The 17,836-nt window shown below is 63.5% G+C and carries 17 protein-coding genes; 11 read left to right on the top strand and 6 right to left on the bottom strand.

The window, feature by feature from the left end; all coding sequences use genetic code 11:
• Positions 1-4: 4 nt before the first annotated feature.
• The 3 genes from ACI944_RS01570 to ACI944_RS01560 all read right to left on the bottom strand — a co-directional run bounded on the left by ACI944_RS01570 (position 5) and on the right by ACI944_RS01560 (position 3,918).
• Complete coding sequence (locus ACI944_RS01570) at positions 5-1,129, bottom strand: DNA topoisomerase IV subunit A (RefSeq protein WP_411717310.1); 1,125 nt, start codon at positions 1,127-1,129, stop codon at positions 5-7.
• Position 1,130: 1 nt separating this feature from the next.
• On the bottom strand, positions 1,131-3,515 hold the full coding sequence (locus tag ACI944_RS01565) for a DNA topoisomerase VI subunit B (RefSeq protein WP_411717309.1): 2,385 nt from the start codon (positions 3,513-3,515) through the stop codon (positions 1,131-1,133).
• A gap of 199 nt (positions 3,516-3,714) precedes the next feature.
• Positions 3,715-3,918 (bottom strand): hypothetical protein, encoded by a 204-nt coding sequence (locus tag ACI944_RS01560; protein ID WP_411717308.1) that lies wholly within the window; start codon positions 3,916-3,918, stop codon positions 3,715-3,717.
• A 258-nt stretch (positions 3,919-4,176) separates the two neighbouring features.
• Between ACI944_RS01560 and gyrB the strand changes: the two genes are divergently transcribed.
• Genes gyrB through ACI944_RS01535 form a run of 5 tightly spaced genes read left to right on the top strand, consistent with a single transcriptional unit; the run spans position 4,177 to position 10,296 of the window.
• Complete coding sequence (gene gyrB / locus ACI944_RS01555; protein WP_411717307.1) at positions 4,177-6,096, top strand: DNA topoisomerase (ATP-hydrolyzing) subunit B; 1,920 nt, start codon at positions 4,177-4,179, stop codon at positions 6,094-6,096.
• On the top strand, positions 6,093-8,594 hold the full coding sequence (gene gyrA, locus ACI944_RS01550; protein ID WP_411717306.1) for a DNA gyrase subunit A: 2,502 nt from the start codon (positions 6,093-6,095) through the stop codon (positions 8,592-8,594). The genes gyrB and gyrA overlap by 4 nt, the downstream gene beginning before the upstream one ends.
• Before the next feature lie 58 nt (positions 8,595-8,652).
• Positions 8,653-9,000, top strand: coding sequence for a DNA-binding protein (locus ACI944_RS01545; RefSeq protein WP_411717305.1), 348 nt, complete (start codon positions 8,653-8,655; stop codon positions 8,998-9,000).
• A complete protein-coding gene (locus ACI944_RS01540; protein WP_411717304.1) occupies positions 9,000-9,587 on the top strand; it encodes an alpha hydrolase in 588 nt (195 codons plus the stop codon). Before ACI944_RS01545 ends, ACI944_RS01540 begins: the two co-directional genes overlap by 1 nt.
• Before the next feature lie 55 nt (positions 9,588-9,642).
• Entirely contained in the window at positions 9,643-10,296 is a 654-nt protein-coding gene (locus ACI944_RS01535) for a potassium channel family protein (protein WP_411717302.1), read from the top strand.
• Between the two features lie 52 nt (positions 10,297-10,348).
• Here the strand turns inward: ACI944_RS01535 and ACI944_RS01530 are convergent, their stop codons facing one another.
• From ACI944_RS01530 to folP, 3 genes are all read right to left on the bottom strand, one after another.
• Entirely contained in the window at positions 10,349-10,909 is a 561-nt protein-coding gene (locus tag ACI944_RS01530) for a class I SAM-dependent methyltransferase (protein ID WP_411717301.1), read from the bottom strand.
• A gap of 216 nt (positions 10,910-11,125) precedes the next feature.
• On the bottom strand, positions 11,126-11,818 hold the full coding sequence (locus tag ACI944_RS01525) for a 6-hydroxymethylpterin diphosphokinase MptE-like protein (protein WP_411717320.1): 693 nt from the start codon (positions 11,816-11,818) through the stop codon (positions 11,126-11,128).
• Positions 11,819-11,958: 140 nt separating this feature from the next.
• Positions 11,959-13,104, bottom strand: coding sequence for a dihydropteroate synthase (folP, locus tag ACI944_RS01520; protein WP_411717300.1), 1,146 nt, complete (start codon positions 13,102-13,104; stop codon positions 11,959-11,961).
• Between the two features lie 201 nt (positions 13,105-13,305).
• Between folP and ACI944_RS01515 the strand changes: the two genes are divergently transcribed.
• The 6 genes from ACI944_RS01515 to ACI944_RS01490 form a co-directional block, all read left to right on the top strand.
• Positions 13,306-13,722: a DUF5518 domain-containing protein gene (locus tag ACI944_RS01515; protein ID WP_411717299.1), complete on the top strand. Its 417-nt coding sequence runs from the start codon at positions 13,306-13,308 to the stop codon at positions 13,720-13,722.
• A 663-nt stretch (positions 13,723-14,385) separates the two neighbouring features.
• On the top strand, positions 14,386-14,637 hold the full coding sequence (locus ACI944_RS01510; RefSeq protein WP_411717298.1) for a hypothetical protein: 252 nt from the start codon (positions 14,386-14,388) through the stop codon (positions 14,635-14,637).
• A gap of 105 nt (positions 14,638-14,742) precedes the next feature.
• On the top strand, positions 14,743-15,531 hold the full coding sequence (locus ACI944_RS01505; protein ID WP_411717297.1) for an RNA methyltransferase: 789 nt from the start codon (positions 14,743-14,745) through the stop codon (positions 15,529-15,531).
• Positions 15,532-15,571: 40 nt separating this feature from the next.
• Complete coding sequence (locus tag ACI944_RS01500; RefSeq protein WP_411717296.1) at positions 15,572-16,231, top strand: 2,5-diamino-6-(ribosylamino)-4(3H)-pyrimidinone 5'-phosphate reductase; 660 nt, start codon at positions 15,572-15,574, stop codon at positions 16,229-16,231.
• Positions 16,232-16,700: 469 nt separating this feature from the next.
• Positions 16,701-16,841: a DUF2080 family transposase-associated protein gene (locus tag ACI944_RS01495; protein ID WP_132061153.1), complete on the top strand. Its 141-nt coding sequence runs from the start codon at positions 16,701-16,703 to the stop codon at positions 16,839-16,841.
• Between the two features lie 9 nt (positions 16,842-16,850).
• The coding region (locus ACI944_RS01490; RefSeq protein ID WP_411717295.1) for an RNA-guided endonuclease InsQ/TnpB family protein at positions 16,851-17,836 on the top strand (986 nt) is incomplete at its 3' end.

The following is a 17,836-nucleotide window of genomic DNA, read 5'->3' as shown; positions in this document are numbered from 1 at the left end:
CAGGTTATAATACGTCCATCTCGTCGAGCCGCTCGGGCAGGTACGTCTCGGTGACGAAATCCAGCCCCCGAGAGGCGAGCGCCTGCTGTTCGGCCTTCTTTCCGATATCCAGTTGGAGCTCGATCTGTTCGGTCCAGTAGTCGCTTTGGAACCGCGGGTCTTCGAGTTCGCTCTCTAAGGCGTTAATATCGGAGTCACTGAGTGGATCGGTGGGAAGTTCGTAGTTGACGATGTCGACAGGCTGAATGCCGATATACTCCGCTTCGGGCGTCGCCAGGTACTCCGAGAGATGTGCCGATTTGATCGAGCCGTACGAGACAGAGGCGTAGATCCGGTAGGACCACGGGTCGCCGTCACAGAAGACGACAGTCGGCAGGTCGAGTTCGTCGTTGAGCCGCCTCGTGATCCGACGGGTTGCCCGCGCCGGCTGGCCCTTCAGATGGACGACGATGACGTTGTACTCCTCATCAAAGCCGTTTTCGACGAGCCGATCGCGCATTCCGCCGGTCTCGACGCACAGCACGAAGTCGGCGTCGTGATCGAGGAACTCGATCGTGTCGGGGTTATTCGGTATCTGGTAGCCCCCCTCACCGACATCCTTCTGGCAGTGGATTTCCCGTTCGCCGCGTCGAGTCTGCTCGCGCAGGTACAACGGCCCCATGATCGTCGCGCCGGATTCCTCGGGGCGCATGTGGAAGTCCTCGCGGGTGACGCCGCTGACGATCTCTAAGTCCTCGACGAGTTGGTTGGACTCGTCCTGCCCGGTGAACTGGGCGCGCTCCTCGTCCCACGATTCAGAGAGGTAATACAGCTCCCGCAACGTCGAGGAGCGGCCCTGTTCGAGTTGGTCGGACAGGAACTCGATCGTATAGATCGCCTTCAGCAGCTTCTGTGCCCCGCGAACGCTGTTGGCCGACCGGTTCGATGTTCGATCCCCATACACCCAGACATTTTTATTCTCGTCGAAGACAATGTTGCTCTTCGTCCGGGTCGGGATCTCCATCTCCGGGACGCTCCCGTCGGCGAACTGGTCATAAAACTCGCTCGCGAGATCAATGAGCCGTTCGCGGGCGAGTTGGTCTTTCACATCGGCGTCGGTTTCCGTATCGGCGTCTGAATCCGTGCTCATGTTAGGCGTTAATGCTGAGTTTTTCGGCTTCGACGCCGTCGACGGAGACGTCAAAACTCGTGTCGTCGTCGTCGATTCCGTACTCTAGCGTCGCGCTCGCACCGCTTTCGACCGTCGGCGACCACTTCAGGAACCACTCGCCGTCCATCTCGACGACTGTCGCTCCATCGGGATCGCCGGGATCGCTCGTGACGATCTCCGTGATCTCCGGGGCGACGTTCGTGCCGCCGTGGTTGTGGACCGACAGCTTGACACTCGAACCGTTGACCGACCGTTCGACGAGGACGTTGTTCATGATCCGAGCCAGCGAGTCCTCGACGTCAAGCGACTCACGCCCCGTCACGTCCGAGAGCTTCTCGGCCATCTCCGGGAGGATGTCTGCGATGACATCCTGCTTGCGCCGCCGCTTCTCCAGGGAGCGCTGTTTTTTAAGATGCGACTGGAGGCCACGGCCGGCCTCCTGGAGCGCGAGTCTGAGTTCGTCTTCGATCTCGGGGATGTTCGCGACGGCGTCCTTCGACTCGCTCGTAAATGGAACGCTCGTCGAGGCAACGTGGATCATGATCACCGCCGACCCGCCCGGCATGCCGGACCCGCCGGGTTGATCGAGGCCGTAGTTACGCCAGTTGACGTTCTTTAAGACGTCGACGGTCGCGCACGCTCCGCGCTGGTAAACGAGCGGAACCCGGTTCGCAAAGCGGAGCACTTCGGCGGATCCATCTTCGATTTCGCCGCCGTAGGCGATCCCGACTTCAACGACGAATGGGTCGCCGCCGTGGACCGCCGCGTCGCGCGTCACGGCGGTGTAGAAGTCGGCGTCGTACTCCTTGCGCAACCCGGCGAGGACGAGTTCCTCGGAGATCGGCGCCAGACAGTCCGTCGGCGGCGAAAGGATATCCGTCTCGCGCATCGCCTCAAGCAGCCGAGCGGCGGTGTCGCGGGTGTCGGCCACGGATCGAACTTTCGGCGGCTCCTCATCGACGGTCACCGCCTGCGCCCAGATCGCGTCGACGACGTTTTCGCGGGCCGTCTCTCCGAAGGTCGCGCCGTCGTATTCTTCGGTCGCGTCGGCGGCCCGGTCGACGAACTCCCTGAGTTCGGCTCTGGTGATCCGGTTGCGGGCGTCAGCTTGATCGTCGAATTTGTCCGCCAACCGTCCTGCGAGCCCATCGACCGCCGTGTCGTCCTTGCGGCTCGTCGTCGCCCCGTCGACGAGGCGATAGCAGTCCGCGGATCGGCCGGCGGTGATCTGCTTCCACGCGGCGTCGACGGCGTTCTCCCGGACCGTCGAGCCGAACGTTTCGTCGAACTCCGTTTCAATCTCGTCGGCGCATCCGTCGACGAGTCCGGCGAGTTCACAGTACGCGACCCATTCGCGCCCGTCAACGTCGTCGGCGATCCGTTCGGCGAACGCCGCCGTGGCGGACGCCGTTTTGTTCGCGACGGCGCCCTCGACGGCCGACTCAACGTCGGCGGCCGAACCCGGCGGCCGCCAGGCGGCCGCCCGGCCAAAGTGTCTGTCACGGAAATTGTCGAGGACGCTCCCGGCGGTTTTGGCCCCGACGCGGGTGAACTCGCCCTGGAGAAACCCCGACAGTGAGTACGACTCCGTCGAGTCAAGCATCTTCAACAGCGTGCCGAGTTCGACGCCGTGAGGATGTGGCCTGATCTCCGCAGTCTCCGGCGGCAACTCGTCGGTCGCGCGCTCGGATTTGAACGAGCCGTCGGGCTCGTGGAACTCGATTCTGGCGTGGGGGTTGACGACCGCGGTGTACTTGATGTAGTTGTGGAGCTGTTTCCGCGCTCGCATGTTCCCCTCCATCTCGAGTTCGATCCGGGTGCCGTGAGGGCGCTCCCACGTCGTCTCCGAGTCGGCGTCGATCTCCGGTTCATTCGTGTCGGTGTCGATCGTGAGCTCGAAGTAGCGCGCGCTGCCGCCGTTTTCGGTCTTAGATGTGACCTTCGCTGGTTTGCCGGACGTGAGCTGAGCGTACAGTACAGCCGCCGAAATACCGATTCCTTGCTGGCCACGCGACTGTTTGCGGGCGTGAAAACGGGACCCGTACAGCAGTTTGCCGAACACCTTCGGAACCTGTTCTCTCGTGATCCCGGGGCCGTTGTCCTCAACGACGAGCCGATAGTAGCCGCCGACCTCCTCGATCTCAACGTAGATATCGGGCAGGATCTCGGCTTCCTCGGTGGCGTCGAGGGCGTTGTCGACCGCCTCCTTGACGGCGGTGACGAGCGCCTTCGCGTCGCTGTCGAAGCCGAGCATCTGCTTGTTCTTCTCAAAGAACTCGGCGATGGAGATGGAGCGCTGGTTCTCGGCGAGCTCCTCGGCGACCGCGCCGCTACCCTCGCCGAGTTCCGACTGATACGAAGTCATCTACTGGCAGATAAACTCCCCGGAACGTAAAACCCCGTCGGGACCGCGGTGGAAGTGAAGCACCCACGGCGAGCATAGGAATAAGGGTGTGACGGCGATCACCGGGGTTGTACTCGATCCAGCGGCCGCAGTTCCTGAGCAACCGGGTCTCTAAACGGAACACAGCGCGAGTTCCGCGCGTCACCGTGTGCGGGGTACTTCACGTCCCCATCGCTGCCCTCGGCAACGGAGCGTTCGATGGCGTCGGCGTCAACACCGTCGTGGCGGTTCGACGCGGTGTAGGTGACGCCGTCAACGCGAAGAGCAACGCGACGCCGACGACGGTAAAGACGTTGAAAAACACCGCTACGTCGAAGCGCGTCTGGACGAGTACCGTCGCACCGGTGACGACGGTCCCGAGCAAGAACAGGTTCGTTTTCAGGATTTTGACGGCCTTGGTGTCGATCTCCTGTATGCGGGCGACCTGGCAATTAAATATCGTTCGGGTCTCCTCGCAAGCCAGCGCGAGCGTCTCGCGGTCGGGAGGTCCGGGATCGGATCAGTCGTCATTTATACCGGGGCGACTCGAGGACGTATTTAAGCCCTGGGATAGGCAGGTTGTTTCTCCCGCGCGCGTGCGAGGAGTTTATACCCACCGCGATATAAGGATATATAGTATCAGATGTCTCAGGATAGTGAATACAGCGCCGGACAGATACAGGTGCTGGAAGGGTTAGAAGCCGTCCAGAAACGTCCGGCGATGTACATCGGCTCGACGGACGGACGCGGCCTCCATCATCTCGTCTACGAGGTCGTCGATAACTCCATTGATGAGGCGTTAGCCGGGCACTGCGACACCATTGAGGTTCGCATCAACGAGGACGGGTCGGTGGCCATCACCGACGACGGGCGCGGGATCCCTGTCGATACCCACGAGGAGTACGAACGCCCGGCAGTGGAGGTCATCATGACCGTTCTTCACGCAGGCGGCAAGTTCGACAGCAAGTCCTATCAGGTCTCCGGCGGCCTCCACGGCGTCGGTGTCTCGGTCGTCAACGCGCTCTCGAAGTGGCTCGAGGTGGAGATCAAACGCGACGGTGCGGTCTGGCGCCACCGCTTCGATCACGGCGAACCCGATGAGAATATAAAACGGGTTCGCGATATGAAACCGGGCGAGGAGACCGGCACCGAGATCCGTTTTTGGCCTGACGACGAGATCTTCGAGACGACCGACTTCGAGTACTCGACGCTGGAGTCGCGGCTCCGGGAACTTGCCTTTCTAAACCCCGGCGTCGAGATCGCCATCCGGGACGAGCGGGCCGACGAGGACGCAGAATCGGTGTTCGAGTACGAAGGAGGCATCCGAGAGTTCGTCGCCTACCTCAACGAGACGCGGGACGTTCTTCACGACGACGTCGTCTACGTTGAGGACGATGCTAACGACATTCACGTCGAGATCGCAATGCAGGCGACGGCCGGCGTTCAGGGGTCGATCCACGCCTTCGCGAACAACATCAACACCCGCGAGGGCGGGACGCACCTAACGGGCTTCAAAACCGCGCTCACCCGCGTCATAAACGACTACGCCACCTCGAACAATCTGCTCTCGGATCTCGACGGCACGCTCAAAGGAGATGACATCCGCGAGGGGCTGACCGCCGTCATCTCCATCAAACACCCTGACCCGCAGTTCGAGGGGCAGACGAAGACGAAACTCGGCAACAGCGAGGTCCGGGGGATCGTCGAGGGGGCCGTCCACGAGGAACTCGCGACGTATCTTGAGGAGCACCCGGATACCGCCGAAGCGATCGTTTCGAAGGCCGTCGAGGCGGCGAAAGCCCGCAAGGCGGCGAAGAAGGCCGAGGAGCTGACGCGCCGGAAATCGGCGCTCGAATCGACGTCCCTGCCGGGAAAGCTCGCCGACTGCCGGGAGCGAAACCCCGAGGATGCCGAACTGTTCATTACCGAAGGCGACAGCGCCGGCGGGAGCGCAAAACAGGGCCGAAACCCGGAGTTCCAAGCGATACTCCCGATCCGCGGGAAGATACTGAACGTCGAGAAACACCGTCTTGACCGTATCCTCGAGAACAACGAGATCCGGAACTTGATTACGGCGATCGGGACCGGGATCGGCGACGAATTCGACATCGAAGACTCGCGGTATCACAAGGTTATTCTTCTGTGTGACGCGGACGTCGACGGCGCCCACATCAGGACTCTACTGTTGACGTTCTTCTATCGGCACATGACGCCGCTCATCGAGGCGGGCTATGTCTACGCCGCCCAGCCGCCACTGTACCGGATCCGATACGGGGGCGAGACCTACGATGCGATGACGGAGGCCGAACGCGAGGAGGTCGTCGCGGATGTCTGTGACGGGGACCCGGATCAAGTCCAGCGATTTAAAGGGCTCGGAGAGATGAACCCCGAACAGCTCTGGGAGACGACGATGGACCCCGACAACCGGATCCTCAAGCGGATCACCGTCGAGGACGCGGCAGCGGCTGATCGGATGTTCAGCGTGTTGATGGGTGATGCCGTCGGGCCGCGAAAGCAGTTCATCAAGGACCACGCCGAGGAGGCGGAGTGGATCGACATATGAGCTCCGACGTGCCAGACGCGCCGGACGAGCCGGCCGACAAGATAGAGCCCGTCCGCATCGAGGACGAGATGGAACAGTCCTACATCGATTACGCGATGAGCGTCATCGTCGGGCGCGCGCTGCCCGACGCCCGCGACGGCCTCAAGCCCGTACAGCGGCGCATCCTCTACGCGATGGAAGAGATGGGCGTCACGCCCCGGTCGGGCCACCGGAAATCCTCCTCGATCGTTGGCGACACGATGGGGAACTATCACCCCCACGGTGACTCGGCAATCTACGATGCCCTCGCGCGGATGGCACAGGACTTCTCGTTGCGGTACCCCCTCGTCGACGGTCAAGGGAACTTCGGCTCCGTCGACGGCGATCCGCCCGCCGCGATGCGGTACACCGAGGCACGAATGGCTCCCATCGCCGAGGAGTTGCTCGCTGACATCGAAGCGAACACGGTCGACTTCGAGCCGAACTACGACGACCGGCTGACCGAGCCCGCGGTGTTACCGGCGGCGATCCCGAACCTGCTCGTCAACGGCGCCTCGGGGATCGCGGTCGGGATGTCGACGAACATTCCACCGCACAACCTCGGAGAGGTGGTCGACGCCGCGATCCACGTCATCGACACCCCCGAGTGCTCGGTGGCCGAGTTGATCGACACGCCGGATTCGGACGGCTATATAAAAGGCCCGGACTTCCCGACCGGAGCGAACATCGTCAATCGCGAGGGGCTGTGGGACGCCTACACCGAGGGCCGCGGGCGGCTCCGGGTTCGGGCGGAGATGGAAACCGAATACGACGAGACAGGGAGCGACCGGATCGTCGTCACCGAACTTCCGTACCAGCAGAACAAGGCTCGGCGGATCGAACGCATCGCCGAGGACGTCCAGGAGGGCAAGATCGAGGGGATTCGTGACATCCGCGACGAGTCCGACAGAAACGGCGTCCGCGTCGTCGTCGAGTGCAAGCGCGGTGCAAACGCCGACGTGGTGCGGAACCAGCTGCTCGAACACCACCTTGAGAACACCTTCTCGGTCATCTCACTCGCGCTGGTCGACGACCAGCCCCGGATACTGAACCTGAAGGAACTCCTCGAGGCGTTCGTCGATCATCGGCGTGCGGTCGTCCGCCGCCGCTCGCAGTTCGAACTCGACGAGGCCGAGGACCGAGCCCACATCCTCGAAGGGCGGCTCACTGCCCTCGACAACGTCGAAAACGTCGTCGAACTCGTCCGCGAGAGCGAGGATCGCGACGCGGCGATGGCGGGGCTTCGCGAGGCGTACGATCTCTCGGCGGCCCAGGCAGAGCACATCGTCCGGATGCAACTCGGGTCACTCACATCGATGGAGGCCGGCGAAATCGAGTCGGAGTACCAAGACGTTCAGGCCGAGATCGAACGGCTTGAGACGATCCTGAACAACGAGAGCGAGCTGCTCGGGGTTATAAAAGACGAACTCGAAGAGGTGAAGTCGTCCTACGACGACGAGCGTCGGACGGGGATCATCGAGGACGCCGGGTCCGTCACGCGCGAGGACCTCATTGCCGAGGAAGAGGTCGTCGTCGCGGTCTCGGAGGCGGACTACGTCAAGCGGATGCCGATATCGGAGTTTGACCCCCAACACCGCGGCGGCAAGGGGATCATCGGTTCGCGCCCGAAGGAGGGCGACCGAATCTCGACCATTTTCACCGCCTCGACGCACGATTACCTGCTCTGTTTCACCAACCAAGGGCAGGTGTACCGCCTGAAGGTGTTCGAGCTACCGGAGATGGGTCGGACCGCCCGCGGCACCTCGGCGGTCAACATCATCGATCTTGACGACGGCGAAGAGATCACCGCGGTCGTCAACACCGATGACATCGACGAAGGATACCTCGCGATGGCGACCAGAGGTGGCTACGTCAAGCGAACGGCGGTCTCGGCGTTCGAGAACGTCCACTCGGGCGGCATCCGCGCGCTCACACTCGAACCCGAGGACTCACTCGTCGATGTGGAGGTCACCGCCGGTGACGGCGACCTCCTGCTCGGCACCCGCGAGGGGATGACGATCCGATTTTCCGAGGACGACGCCCGGCCGATGGGCCGGTCGGCCCGCGGCGTCAACGGTATTGACCTCGAGGGGGACGACCGGGTCGCCGGCCTCGTCGCGGCCGCGGCCGACGACGACCGCCACCTCCTGACGGTGACGAAGAACGGCTACGGCAAGCGGACACCGCTGTCGGAGTACCGTTGCCAGTCGAGGTACGGCAAGGGTCTCATCGACATCAAGACCGACGAGCGGAACGGCCCCGTCTGCTCGATCAACACCGTCTCCGGCGGCGACGGTCTCGTCATCATGAGCGAGTCGGGCCAGATCATGCGCACCCACGTCGGCGAGGTGTCGGCGGTCAGCCGGAATACAAAGGGCGTCGTCGTGATGCGCCTCGACGAGGCCGATCACGTCGCGGGCGTCGACGTTGTTCCCGACGATGAGGGCGATGGCGAAACGGAAACTGGAGACGACGAGTAGTCGCGGCCGTTGGTCGGAGTGGCAACCGTTTTTGTGCCCGCAACAATAATAGAATGATATGAGCGGCGATCCCACTGACGAGGAACTACAGGAACTCCGCGAGGAGAAGATGGAACAGCTAAAAGAGCGACAGGGTGGCGGAGAGGCCGAGGCCGCAGATGCCCAACGGCAACAGGCAGAGGCTCAAAAGAAAGCGATGCTTCGGAAGGCGCTGACTGACGGGGCGAGAAAGCGGCTCAACACGGTCCAGATGTCGAAGCCGGAGTTCGGCGAGAAGGTCGAACAGCAGATCGTCGCCCTGGCGCAGAGCGGCCGACTGAACGGAAAGATCGACGAGGAGAAAATGAAGGAACTGCTCCAAGAGATGAAGCCTGAATCGAAGAGCTTCGACATCCAGCGTCGGTAATGGAGTGTGGACTGCTGTTCAGCGCCGGGAAGGACTCCTCGTTGTCGGCGCTCCTGTTGGAGGAGTTCTACGATGTCACGCTCGTGACCGCCAACTTCGGCATCACCGACGACTGGACGCACGCCCGCGACGCCGCGCGGGCGCTCGGGTTCCCCTTCGAACGTATCGAACTGTCCGAGGAGGTCGCGATGAAGGCGACCGACCGGATGCGCGAGGACGGGTTCCCGCGGGCCGGCATCCAAGCGGTCCACGAGGCGGCTCTCGAAGCCGTCGCCGACGAGTACGACGTTGTCGCTGACGGGACCCGCCGGGACGACCGCGTCCCGACGATCTCGCGGGCGGTCGCCCAGAGCCTCGAGGATCGACACGGCGTCGATTACGTCGCCCCGCTGTCGGGGTTCGGTCGGGGAGCGGTCGATCGCCTCGTCGAAACGCATCTGACCGTCGAGTCCGGCCCCAGCGAGTCGATCAAGAAGGGCGACTACGAGACCGAACTCCGCGCGCTGATCGAGACTCGGTGGGGCGCCGACGCGGTCGCCGAGGTCTTTCCGGAGCACGAACAGACGCGCGTCGTTGGTCGAAGCTGACCGCCCGAGGCCGTCGACATACACCTTTTTGTCGTGGCGTCGCATACCACGGCGCATGAAGATTGTCATAGTCGGGTATGGCCGCGTCGGGGCTCGGACAGCGGACATCCTTTCGACGGAGGGCCACGATGTCGTGATCGTCGAGTCCGAAGAAGACAAAGCACGAACGGCTGCGGACGCCGGCCACGAGATCGTCGAGGGTGACGGCGAAGACGAGCGGGTTCTAGACGAGGTCGGCCTCGGCGACACAGACGCGCTCGCGGCGCTCACCGGCGATCTGAACGTCAACTTCACGGCCTGCATGATCGCCAACGGCCACGACTGCCGAACGGTGCTTCGGATCGACGAGGACTACCGCGAGGAAATATATCGAAAGTACGCCGCCGACGTTGACGAGGTCGTCTATCCCGAGCGGATGGGCGCAGCGGGGGCGAAGACGGCGCTTCTGGGCGGCGATCTGAACGTTCTCGGGGACCTCACCGAACACCTCACCGCAACGAGTCTCGACATTCCGGAGGGGTCGCCGGCCGTCGGCCGCCGTGTCGTCGACATCGACCTGCCGGGCGATGCCCGGGTGTACGCACACGGCCGCCGCCGAGAACCGATGACGATCCCGCTCCCGCAGACGGAGATCGAACCCGGCGACCAGGTCGCGCTCGTCGCCGAACAGGTCGACCTCGACGAGATTCGGTCCGTCCTGCACGGGTAGGGCCTTCGCCCCGCTGTGGGCGTCGTGAACGTCGGTCGTTCGGCCGTGTTCCTCAGTCGTTCAGCCGCGCCCGGCAGACGAACGTCTCAGTTCTCGAAACGGCGTGATCGACGGCAAACCCGCCCTCGCTGAACGCCGACACGGCGTGTCCGAGGCCGTGACGCTCCTCGAGCGGGGGACCGTCCGCGCCGCGGCCGTCGCGGGTCCAATCGACGACGACGATCCGACCGCCGGGGGCGAGGACGCGAGCGATCTCCTCGATCGCCTCGGCACCGGAGAACTCGTGGTACGTCATGGTGGTGAACGCGCCGTCGAGCGCGTCGTCCTCGAACGGTAACCCGTCGATTGGGGCGGTGACGGTCCGGACGTTGTCCGGAAGGCCCTTTTCAGCGTAGCGTTCGTGCATCTCCGCCTGAACGTCAACAGCGTGGACGGTCCCGGCGTGGGGGGCGACGAGGTTCGTATAAAAACCGGTCCCGCTTCCGAGGTCCGCGATCGCCTCTGCGGGGCCGGGCGATAGAAGCGAGAGCAGTTCCTCACTAGAGCACCACCGATACCGCGATGCGTCGTCGAGGCGGTCGGCGCGGTCCGGATCGAACGTGTGAAAACCCATACGCGATGTAGCGGTCGCGTCGGCATAACGATGGTTGATCCAAGCCGAGCGCGTCCAGGCACGTCAACCGGTGGTATGCCCCGAGCCAATCCCGGCTTGGCTCCGATGGGGGTCTGATGCAACTCCGAGTTGATTCTGACGCGACTCAAACGCGGTTTTGACGCAATTCCAGCGCCTGCGACAGCACCCTCCGACAGGCGCCTTGAGAAGGGCGTATCACGCGTCGGTCCAAGGAAAATCGATGTCGTCACGGCGTCCGTCGAGGACCGCGAAACGTTCCCCGCGGCGCTCCTCGAGGAGCGCGAGCAGGCGCTCGGCCCACCGCAGTTTTTTCGCTTTTTCAGGGGAGACGGTAGGGTCGTCAAATTCCCATCCGGGAAAGACGAGTCGATCGGCCCCGCGGGCGTCGGCGAGAAAGGCCGCACGGTCGCCGTCGGTGAAACCGCCGGGGTTGCACACGGGGGGCTTCGGGGCCGCCTGCGTCGTTGGGAGAACGGAGGTGAGGGTGAACTCCGGGACGCAGCGTTCGATCGCGGCGAGGTTATCGCCGTGGGCGTGTGCGGCGACGGGGACACCCTCCCTGGTAAGATTTCTCGCGGTCTCGGGGTTCTTATCGAGGTCGGTTACCATGCAGTCGACAGCGATCCCGGCGTCAAGACAGGTGTCGGCGGCCGTCGAGGCGGCCACCACGCTGTCGGCCCGCTCCGCGAGGGCCAACTCCTCGGACAGCGTTGGCCCCGCGCCACAGACTGCAACCGTGCCGTCGAATTCGATGTCAGCGAGTCCGAGCGTATCGGCCTCGGAGACGAGGGCAGCCAGCAGGTCGCGGGCGCGCTCGTCGCCTGCCTGGTCGTAGCCGAAGTCGGCGAGTATCGCGGCGTAGATGGGTTCCCAGTCGGTGTACAGCATCGCCACTACCGTATATAAAGACTGAGCCCGAAGCGCACCAAGGTACCCCTACCCGGATGTGCTCTTCGGGCTTCCGGTCGATCATTCCGGTGCATCTGGCATAAGCTTTCTTGTACCGTGAGCCACCCGTTCGCCACGCGTCAGACGCCCCCCAAACCATCGTAGGCACTCCGTACCGCCGCAACGGCCGGGGCGGGCCCGCCCTCGATTTTGGCGTGTAGAGACTCGAACTCGGCGGCAGTTCCGGCGAGGAGCAATCCGTCACCCCGGTAGGCGTCGAGGCCGACATCGCGGGCCGCCTGTGCGATGGCCGCCGCCGAGGGTTCGGGGAGCCGGAACTCGACGACATGGGTGCTCACCGAGGGGGTGGCGCCCTCGTAGCCGGTGTCAGCCCCTATTCGGCCAAGATGGCGGCTGAACTCCCGGTCGTTCGTCACGTCGAGTTCCGCAACGCCGTGATCTGGGTCGCGGGGCCGCTCCCGCCGGAACTCGTAGCCGACAAGCGCCGCGTCCCGCGTCTCTGCGACGTCGTGAGTCCTGACGATGTGAGCGCCTCGCTCGACAGCCATCGACGTCGCCGCAAGCGAGACCGGAAGCGCTCCTTCGGTGTCCCGCCCGGCGACCTCTCGGAGGAAGTTCTTTCGGTTGATCGAGACGAGAATCGGCCGCCCGTGGCCGCGGAACTCTCGGAGGCGGTCGAACGTCTCGCGGTCGTCGTCGGTCGTCTTAGCCTCGGACCACCCGCCGAATGCGGGGTCGACGATCGTCTTCTCTGTGAAGCCGTTCCGCTCAAGCGCGTCGTAGATGTCGTCGACATCTTCGATCGCCCCGGGTCGTTCGAGATCCGGCGGCGACGCCATCTTCGAAACCGCGACATCGTACTCCGCACACACCGACGGCATCTCCGGATCGGCGAACCCACAGATATCGTTAACCATGTCGAAGCCGGCGTCAAGAGCAGCCTCGGCGACCTCGTGATAGCGGGTCTCGATCGACCAGACCGCGTCACCGGAGGTCGACTCGAGCGTCTGAACGGCCGTCTCGAGGCGGTCGAGTTCCCCCTCGGCTGACAGCACCTCGAAGCGCTTGTTGGCGGATTCGAGCCCGACATCCACGATGTCCGCGCCCTCGCTGATCAACTCCTCGTCCACGTAGGCGGCGGCTTCGCCCGGGTCGTCGAAGACGCTCGGGTCGTACGGGGATTCCTTCGAGACGTTCAATACGCCCATGATCCGGGGCGGGTACTCGTCGCCGATCGGCAATCCAGCGGCGTCGACTGTTCGCATATCTCCGGTTGGGGCGCTTGTCGCTAAAGCCGACCGATACCGGAACGTCGTGACGACCAAGTGGCGGACTCACCGATCGACGGCGACGGACCGAACGCCCCAAGACGACCCTATGTGTGCAATCGACGTGCCGATCCGGACCGTCGGCCAGGTTCCGTCATGCCCCTATCCTATTTTATATCTCCGCGATGTCTCCCCCGCATGGCACTCCAAGCAATGGGCCGCAGTTCGGCCCTCGGCGCGGTCGTCTCCATCGTTGCAGGCGCGCTGCCGTTCGTCTCTTTTATTGCGCCGCTGCTCGGCGGTATCGTCGCTGGCAGCCTTCTTCGATCCGGCCCGCGAGACGGTTTGAGTGCAGGCGCACTCATGGGCGGGATCCTCGGCCTCCTCGGGGCAGCCCTCTATACGTTATCCCCGATCCTTCCGGCTATCCCGGCTGGTGTCGTTCTCGGTCCGTGGGCGCGCGGGTTCGGTCTCGGCCTCCTCGGGGGTCCCGTCGCGTCCCTCGCTGCGAGCATGATTTTGCTCGTCGGCACGGGTGCAGTCGGCGGCGCGGTCGGCGGCGCGATCACCGGCCGGTACAGTCACGACGGTCGAGGGGCGATCAGCGATCGGTGACCCGAGGCGACGCGACCCAGGCGGCCGGACTCTCACGGTGGGGGTGGCGTGTGGGCTCGGATCAACGGCGGCCGTCGCACTGTCTGGCTGTCAGGGGCTCTCGTAACACAGCGTACTACCACGCGGCCGGGTCAGCGGCGGATGCCGACTGCGACGCGGTTGCTCGGGCTACACGCGCGACAGGCTCGCCGAGAAGCCGTATTGCGTCGACACGATGGATCCACAGGGCGGGTTTTACCCCACCGATCTCCCCAAGGTTGACCACGATTCGGGGCCGACTACCGGGTCTTCGGCGTGGCGTTGTTTATATGCCAACGGTGTTCGTTGAGTGCTGGTTCGCGGCCGGGGGGGGGGCGGTGACAGTATCAGTTTTTGACGACCGCGCCGTCAACCGGGGGGTCGACCTACGATCGAACTCTAGCCGGGGGAGCGACTCTCCGAGGACGAGTACCGTGGGACGTTCCAGAAGATGTTCGCCAACGTCGGGCCTCCACCGAGGACAGTTGGCGGCCTCACCTTCGAGCACACGCCGACAGTCTGGTGACGCCGCCGGACGTACGTTCGAAATGTAAGTCTGCGTCGGGCCGTCGAAGGGCCGGGCGCGTCCACGAAACTGGGATTCACCCCGGTATTAATGCGTGCGCGAGCCCTATTTATACGTGTATGAACTGCGATAAGTTCCGAAACGTCGGTGCCCTAATGGCGATCGGCCAGGGACTCGTGAGCGCGTTCGTCCCACAGTTGAGCGTCAAATTTGTCACGAAGATGATCGGAAAGAACTTCGAGAACACCGAGGAACTCCAAGCGAAGCCGGCGTACGTCCGAAAGATCCGCGCGCTCGGAATCGGCCTGGCCGCGGCGGGCGTGGCCAACCTCGCGATGGACCGCGTTGCCGATCAAGCTGACAACAAATAGTCACTTCGGTTAGACCGGCAGGACCCAACGAGACCTGCCGAAGCCGGCGACACGACGGCCGTCAGACAGACGCTCTTATAAATTCTCGGGCCGAACCAGCGTGTAATGGTCGACATCGTCGTCGCCGTCGTCGATGCCGAAACCCCGGGCAACATCGGTTCTATCGCGCGCTCGATGAAGAATTTCGGGCTCTCAGAGCTATATCTCGTCGACCCGCCCGAACTTGACCCTGACGGGGAGGCCTACGGATTCGCCGGCCACGCCCGCGAGGACGTCCTCCCGAACGCCACCGAAGTCGATTTCGAGTACCTCACGGACCACTTCTACACGGTCGCTTGCACGGCGACGACGAACCAAGACGCCCGAAAGCACGTCCGTTATCCGTTCATCGAGCCGGCCGAGCTTCCAGGGGAGCTCGAAGGGCTCGACGCGGATGTCTGTATCGTCTTCGGGCGCGAGCGGGTCGGGCTGACGAACGACGAACTCGCCGCGTTGGATCGGATCTGCTCAATCCCCGCAAGCGGGGAGTATCCCGTCTTGAACCTCGCGCAGGCGGCGACGGTCGTCCTCTATGAGCTCCGTGAGTTGGCGGTCTCGGAGACCCAACACCCACCGAAGTCCCACGAACGCGCTGACGAACACGAGATCGAGGGACTCTACGCGACGTTCTCGGAGTACCTTCACGACATCGGCCACCCCGACGAGAAGGTCCCGAAGACCGAACGGCTGTTCCGCCGGCTCCTCGCACGAGCGCACCCGACCGGTCGCGAGGCCCGGACGATGCGAGGCATCCTCCGGCGGGGAGCGATGCGCGCCAGTGGCGAATTGCCGCGCGGTTCCGGGGACGCCGAGAACGACGGCGAGGCCGGCGACGGCGAAGACGGCGGCCGCTGAACCGCCAACCGTTTTGACGGCGGCGGCCCCGACAAGTGATATGCACGTCACGATCAATGCCGCCACCAGCGCCGACGGCAAACTCTCCTCGCGGCGGCGCGAACAGTTCGCGATCAGCGGCGAGGCCGACTTCGCCCGGGTCGACCGACTTCGCGCCGAAGCCGACGCCGTCGTCGTTGGCGTCGGCACGACGCTCGCGGACGACCCCTCGCTTGTTCGCCACGACGAGTCCCACCGGGAGTCGCTCCGGGGAGCCGACGCGTCGCCGCCCGCCCGCGTCGTCGTCGACTCGACGTGTCGAACGCCCACCGACGCCGCGATACTGGATGGCAAACCGGAGACGTACGTGCTGACGAGCGAGGCGGCCCCAGAGTCCCGGCGGGCGGCGTTACGGGACGCCAGCGCGACCCTTGTCGTGGCCGGTGGAGAGCGGGTCGACCTCCCCGAAGCCTTCGATGGCCTCGAATCGTCGGGGATCGATTGCCTGCTCGTCGAGGGAGGCGGCGAGTTGATTTTCTCGTTGTTCGAGGCAGGCCTCGTCGACGAACTGAGTGTCTACGTCGGCAACACCGTGATCGGCGGCCGGGACGCGCCGACGCTCGCCGACGGCGAGGGGTTCGTCTCGGAGTTCCCGGAACTGTCGCTCGAAGACGTCGAGCGCGTCGATTCGGGCGTCGTGCTGGAGTGGGACGTTTTATAAGCATCGCGGAGGGGCGTCCGTTTGTTCGGGTTTGTTGGAATCTTCAGCAAGCGACAGGTTTCAGCGAACGAGGTGAATACGGGGGGATTCAGCAGTCAATCAGGGTCGCGTTCATCCAGATCAGCGACTACACAGAGCGAGATTTCTTCACCAATTGATACTCGGCTCAAGGGAAGATGTTAATAAATGACTCTCAGAAAAGTGGGGTGGCATGGGTTCGCTTCGGTCGCTACTGACACGGAGCCGTTCCGAGAAACTCGGGTCAGTTGAGGTCGTCGCGATGGGCGTCGGGGGAATGGTGTCGGGTGGTATTTACCTGAATTGAGGCGCTAAGGTCCCTTCCTCAACGAGCGAGTGGAGCGAGCGAGTAAGGAGGGGATACAGCGCCGCACGGTTCTCGAACACGCTCGGCGCTCGGCCCACAGGCCCACCGCCACCTTTATGTTGAAATATAGTGTAAACACAGGTGATGGATAGACACGAAATCGAAGGCCACGAAGTCATCGACGGGACGGCCAAAGCCACCGGAAACGGCGCTCACGTCCTCGTCCCGAAACGATGGCGTGGCGCGGACGTGAAAGTCGTTCGAACCACCGACCCCGACGAGTAGCACCACTCGATGAACTACAACTACAGGTATCGACTCCGACCGTCCGACGCGCTCAAAGAGCAGTTAGCGTGGACTGTCGATACCTGTAGACAGGTCTACAACCACTTCCTCCACCGACTCAACCGCACCGACGGCACATCGGCATACAGCGAACAGAAGCTCTTGCCGAGTCTCAAGAAGTGGTGGAACGACCTGAAAGGCGTTCACTCGAAGGTTCTTCAGAAAGTCGTTCAACGCCTGTACGACAACCTTTCGACGCTTCGCGGACACAAAGACAACGGCTACCGCGTCGGGACGCTCAAGTGGAAGGCACCGGGCGAGTACCGAAGTTTCACCTACAGTCAATCCGGCTTCAAGCTCAAGAACACGAGCGGTCGGACGAAACTGTGGCTCTCGAAACTTGGAGAAATCCCGCTCACCCTCCACCGCGACCTGCCCGACGACGCCGACATCAAAACCGTCACGATCAAGCAGGAACCGACTGGGAAGTGGTATGCCATCCTCGGCGTCGAAACTCCCGACGACCCGCCGGAGAAACCGGAGACTCCCGAGCGGTGCGTCGGTATCGACGTAGGGATTCTCAAGTACGCCCACGACACCGACGGAACCGCCGTTGAGTCACTCGACCTGTTTGACGAGCGCGAGCGGTTGGAACGCGCACAGCGTGACCTCTCGCGGAAGGAACACGGCTCTGCGAATTGGGAGGAACAGCGCCGAGTTGTGGCCGAACGTTACGCCGAGTTGAAGAACAAGCGCCGCGACTTCCTCCACAAGCTCTCGAACTACTACGCCCGAGAATACGACCTCGTGGCCGTGGAGGAGTTGGACGCGAAGGGGTTGGTCGAACTACCAGGCAACTCGCGGAACCGAGCAAGTGCGGCGTGGGGGACGTTTCTGCGGATGCTCGAATACAAGTGCGAACGTGAAGGAACGCACTTCGTTGCCGTGAACCCGCGCGGAACGACCAAAGAGTGTGCGTCCTGCGGGGTTTCGAC

This window comes from Natronomonas sp. (assembly GCF_046710025.1).
GTDB lineage: Archaea > Halobacteriota > Halobacteria > Halobacteriales > Haloarculaceae > Natronomonas.
Note: the sequence above shows the minus strand (reverse complement) of the source record. Positions and strands in the feature narration are given on the sequence as shown.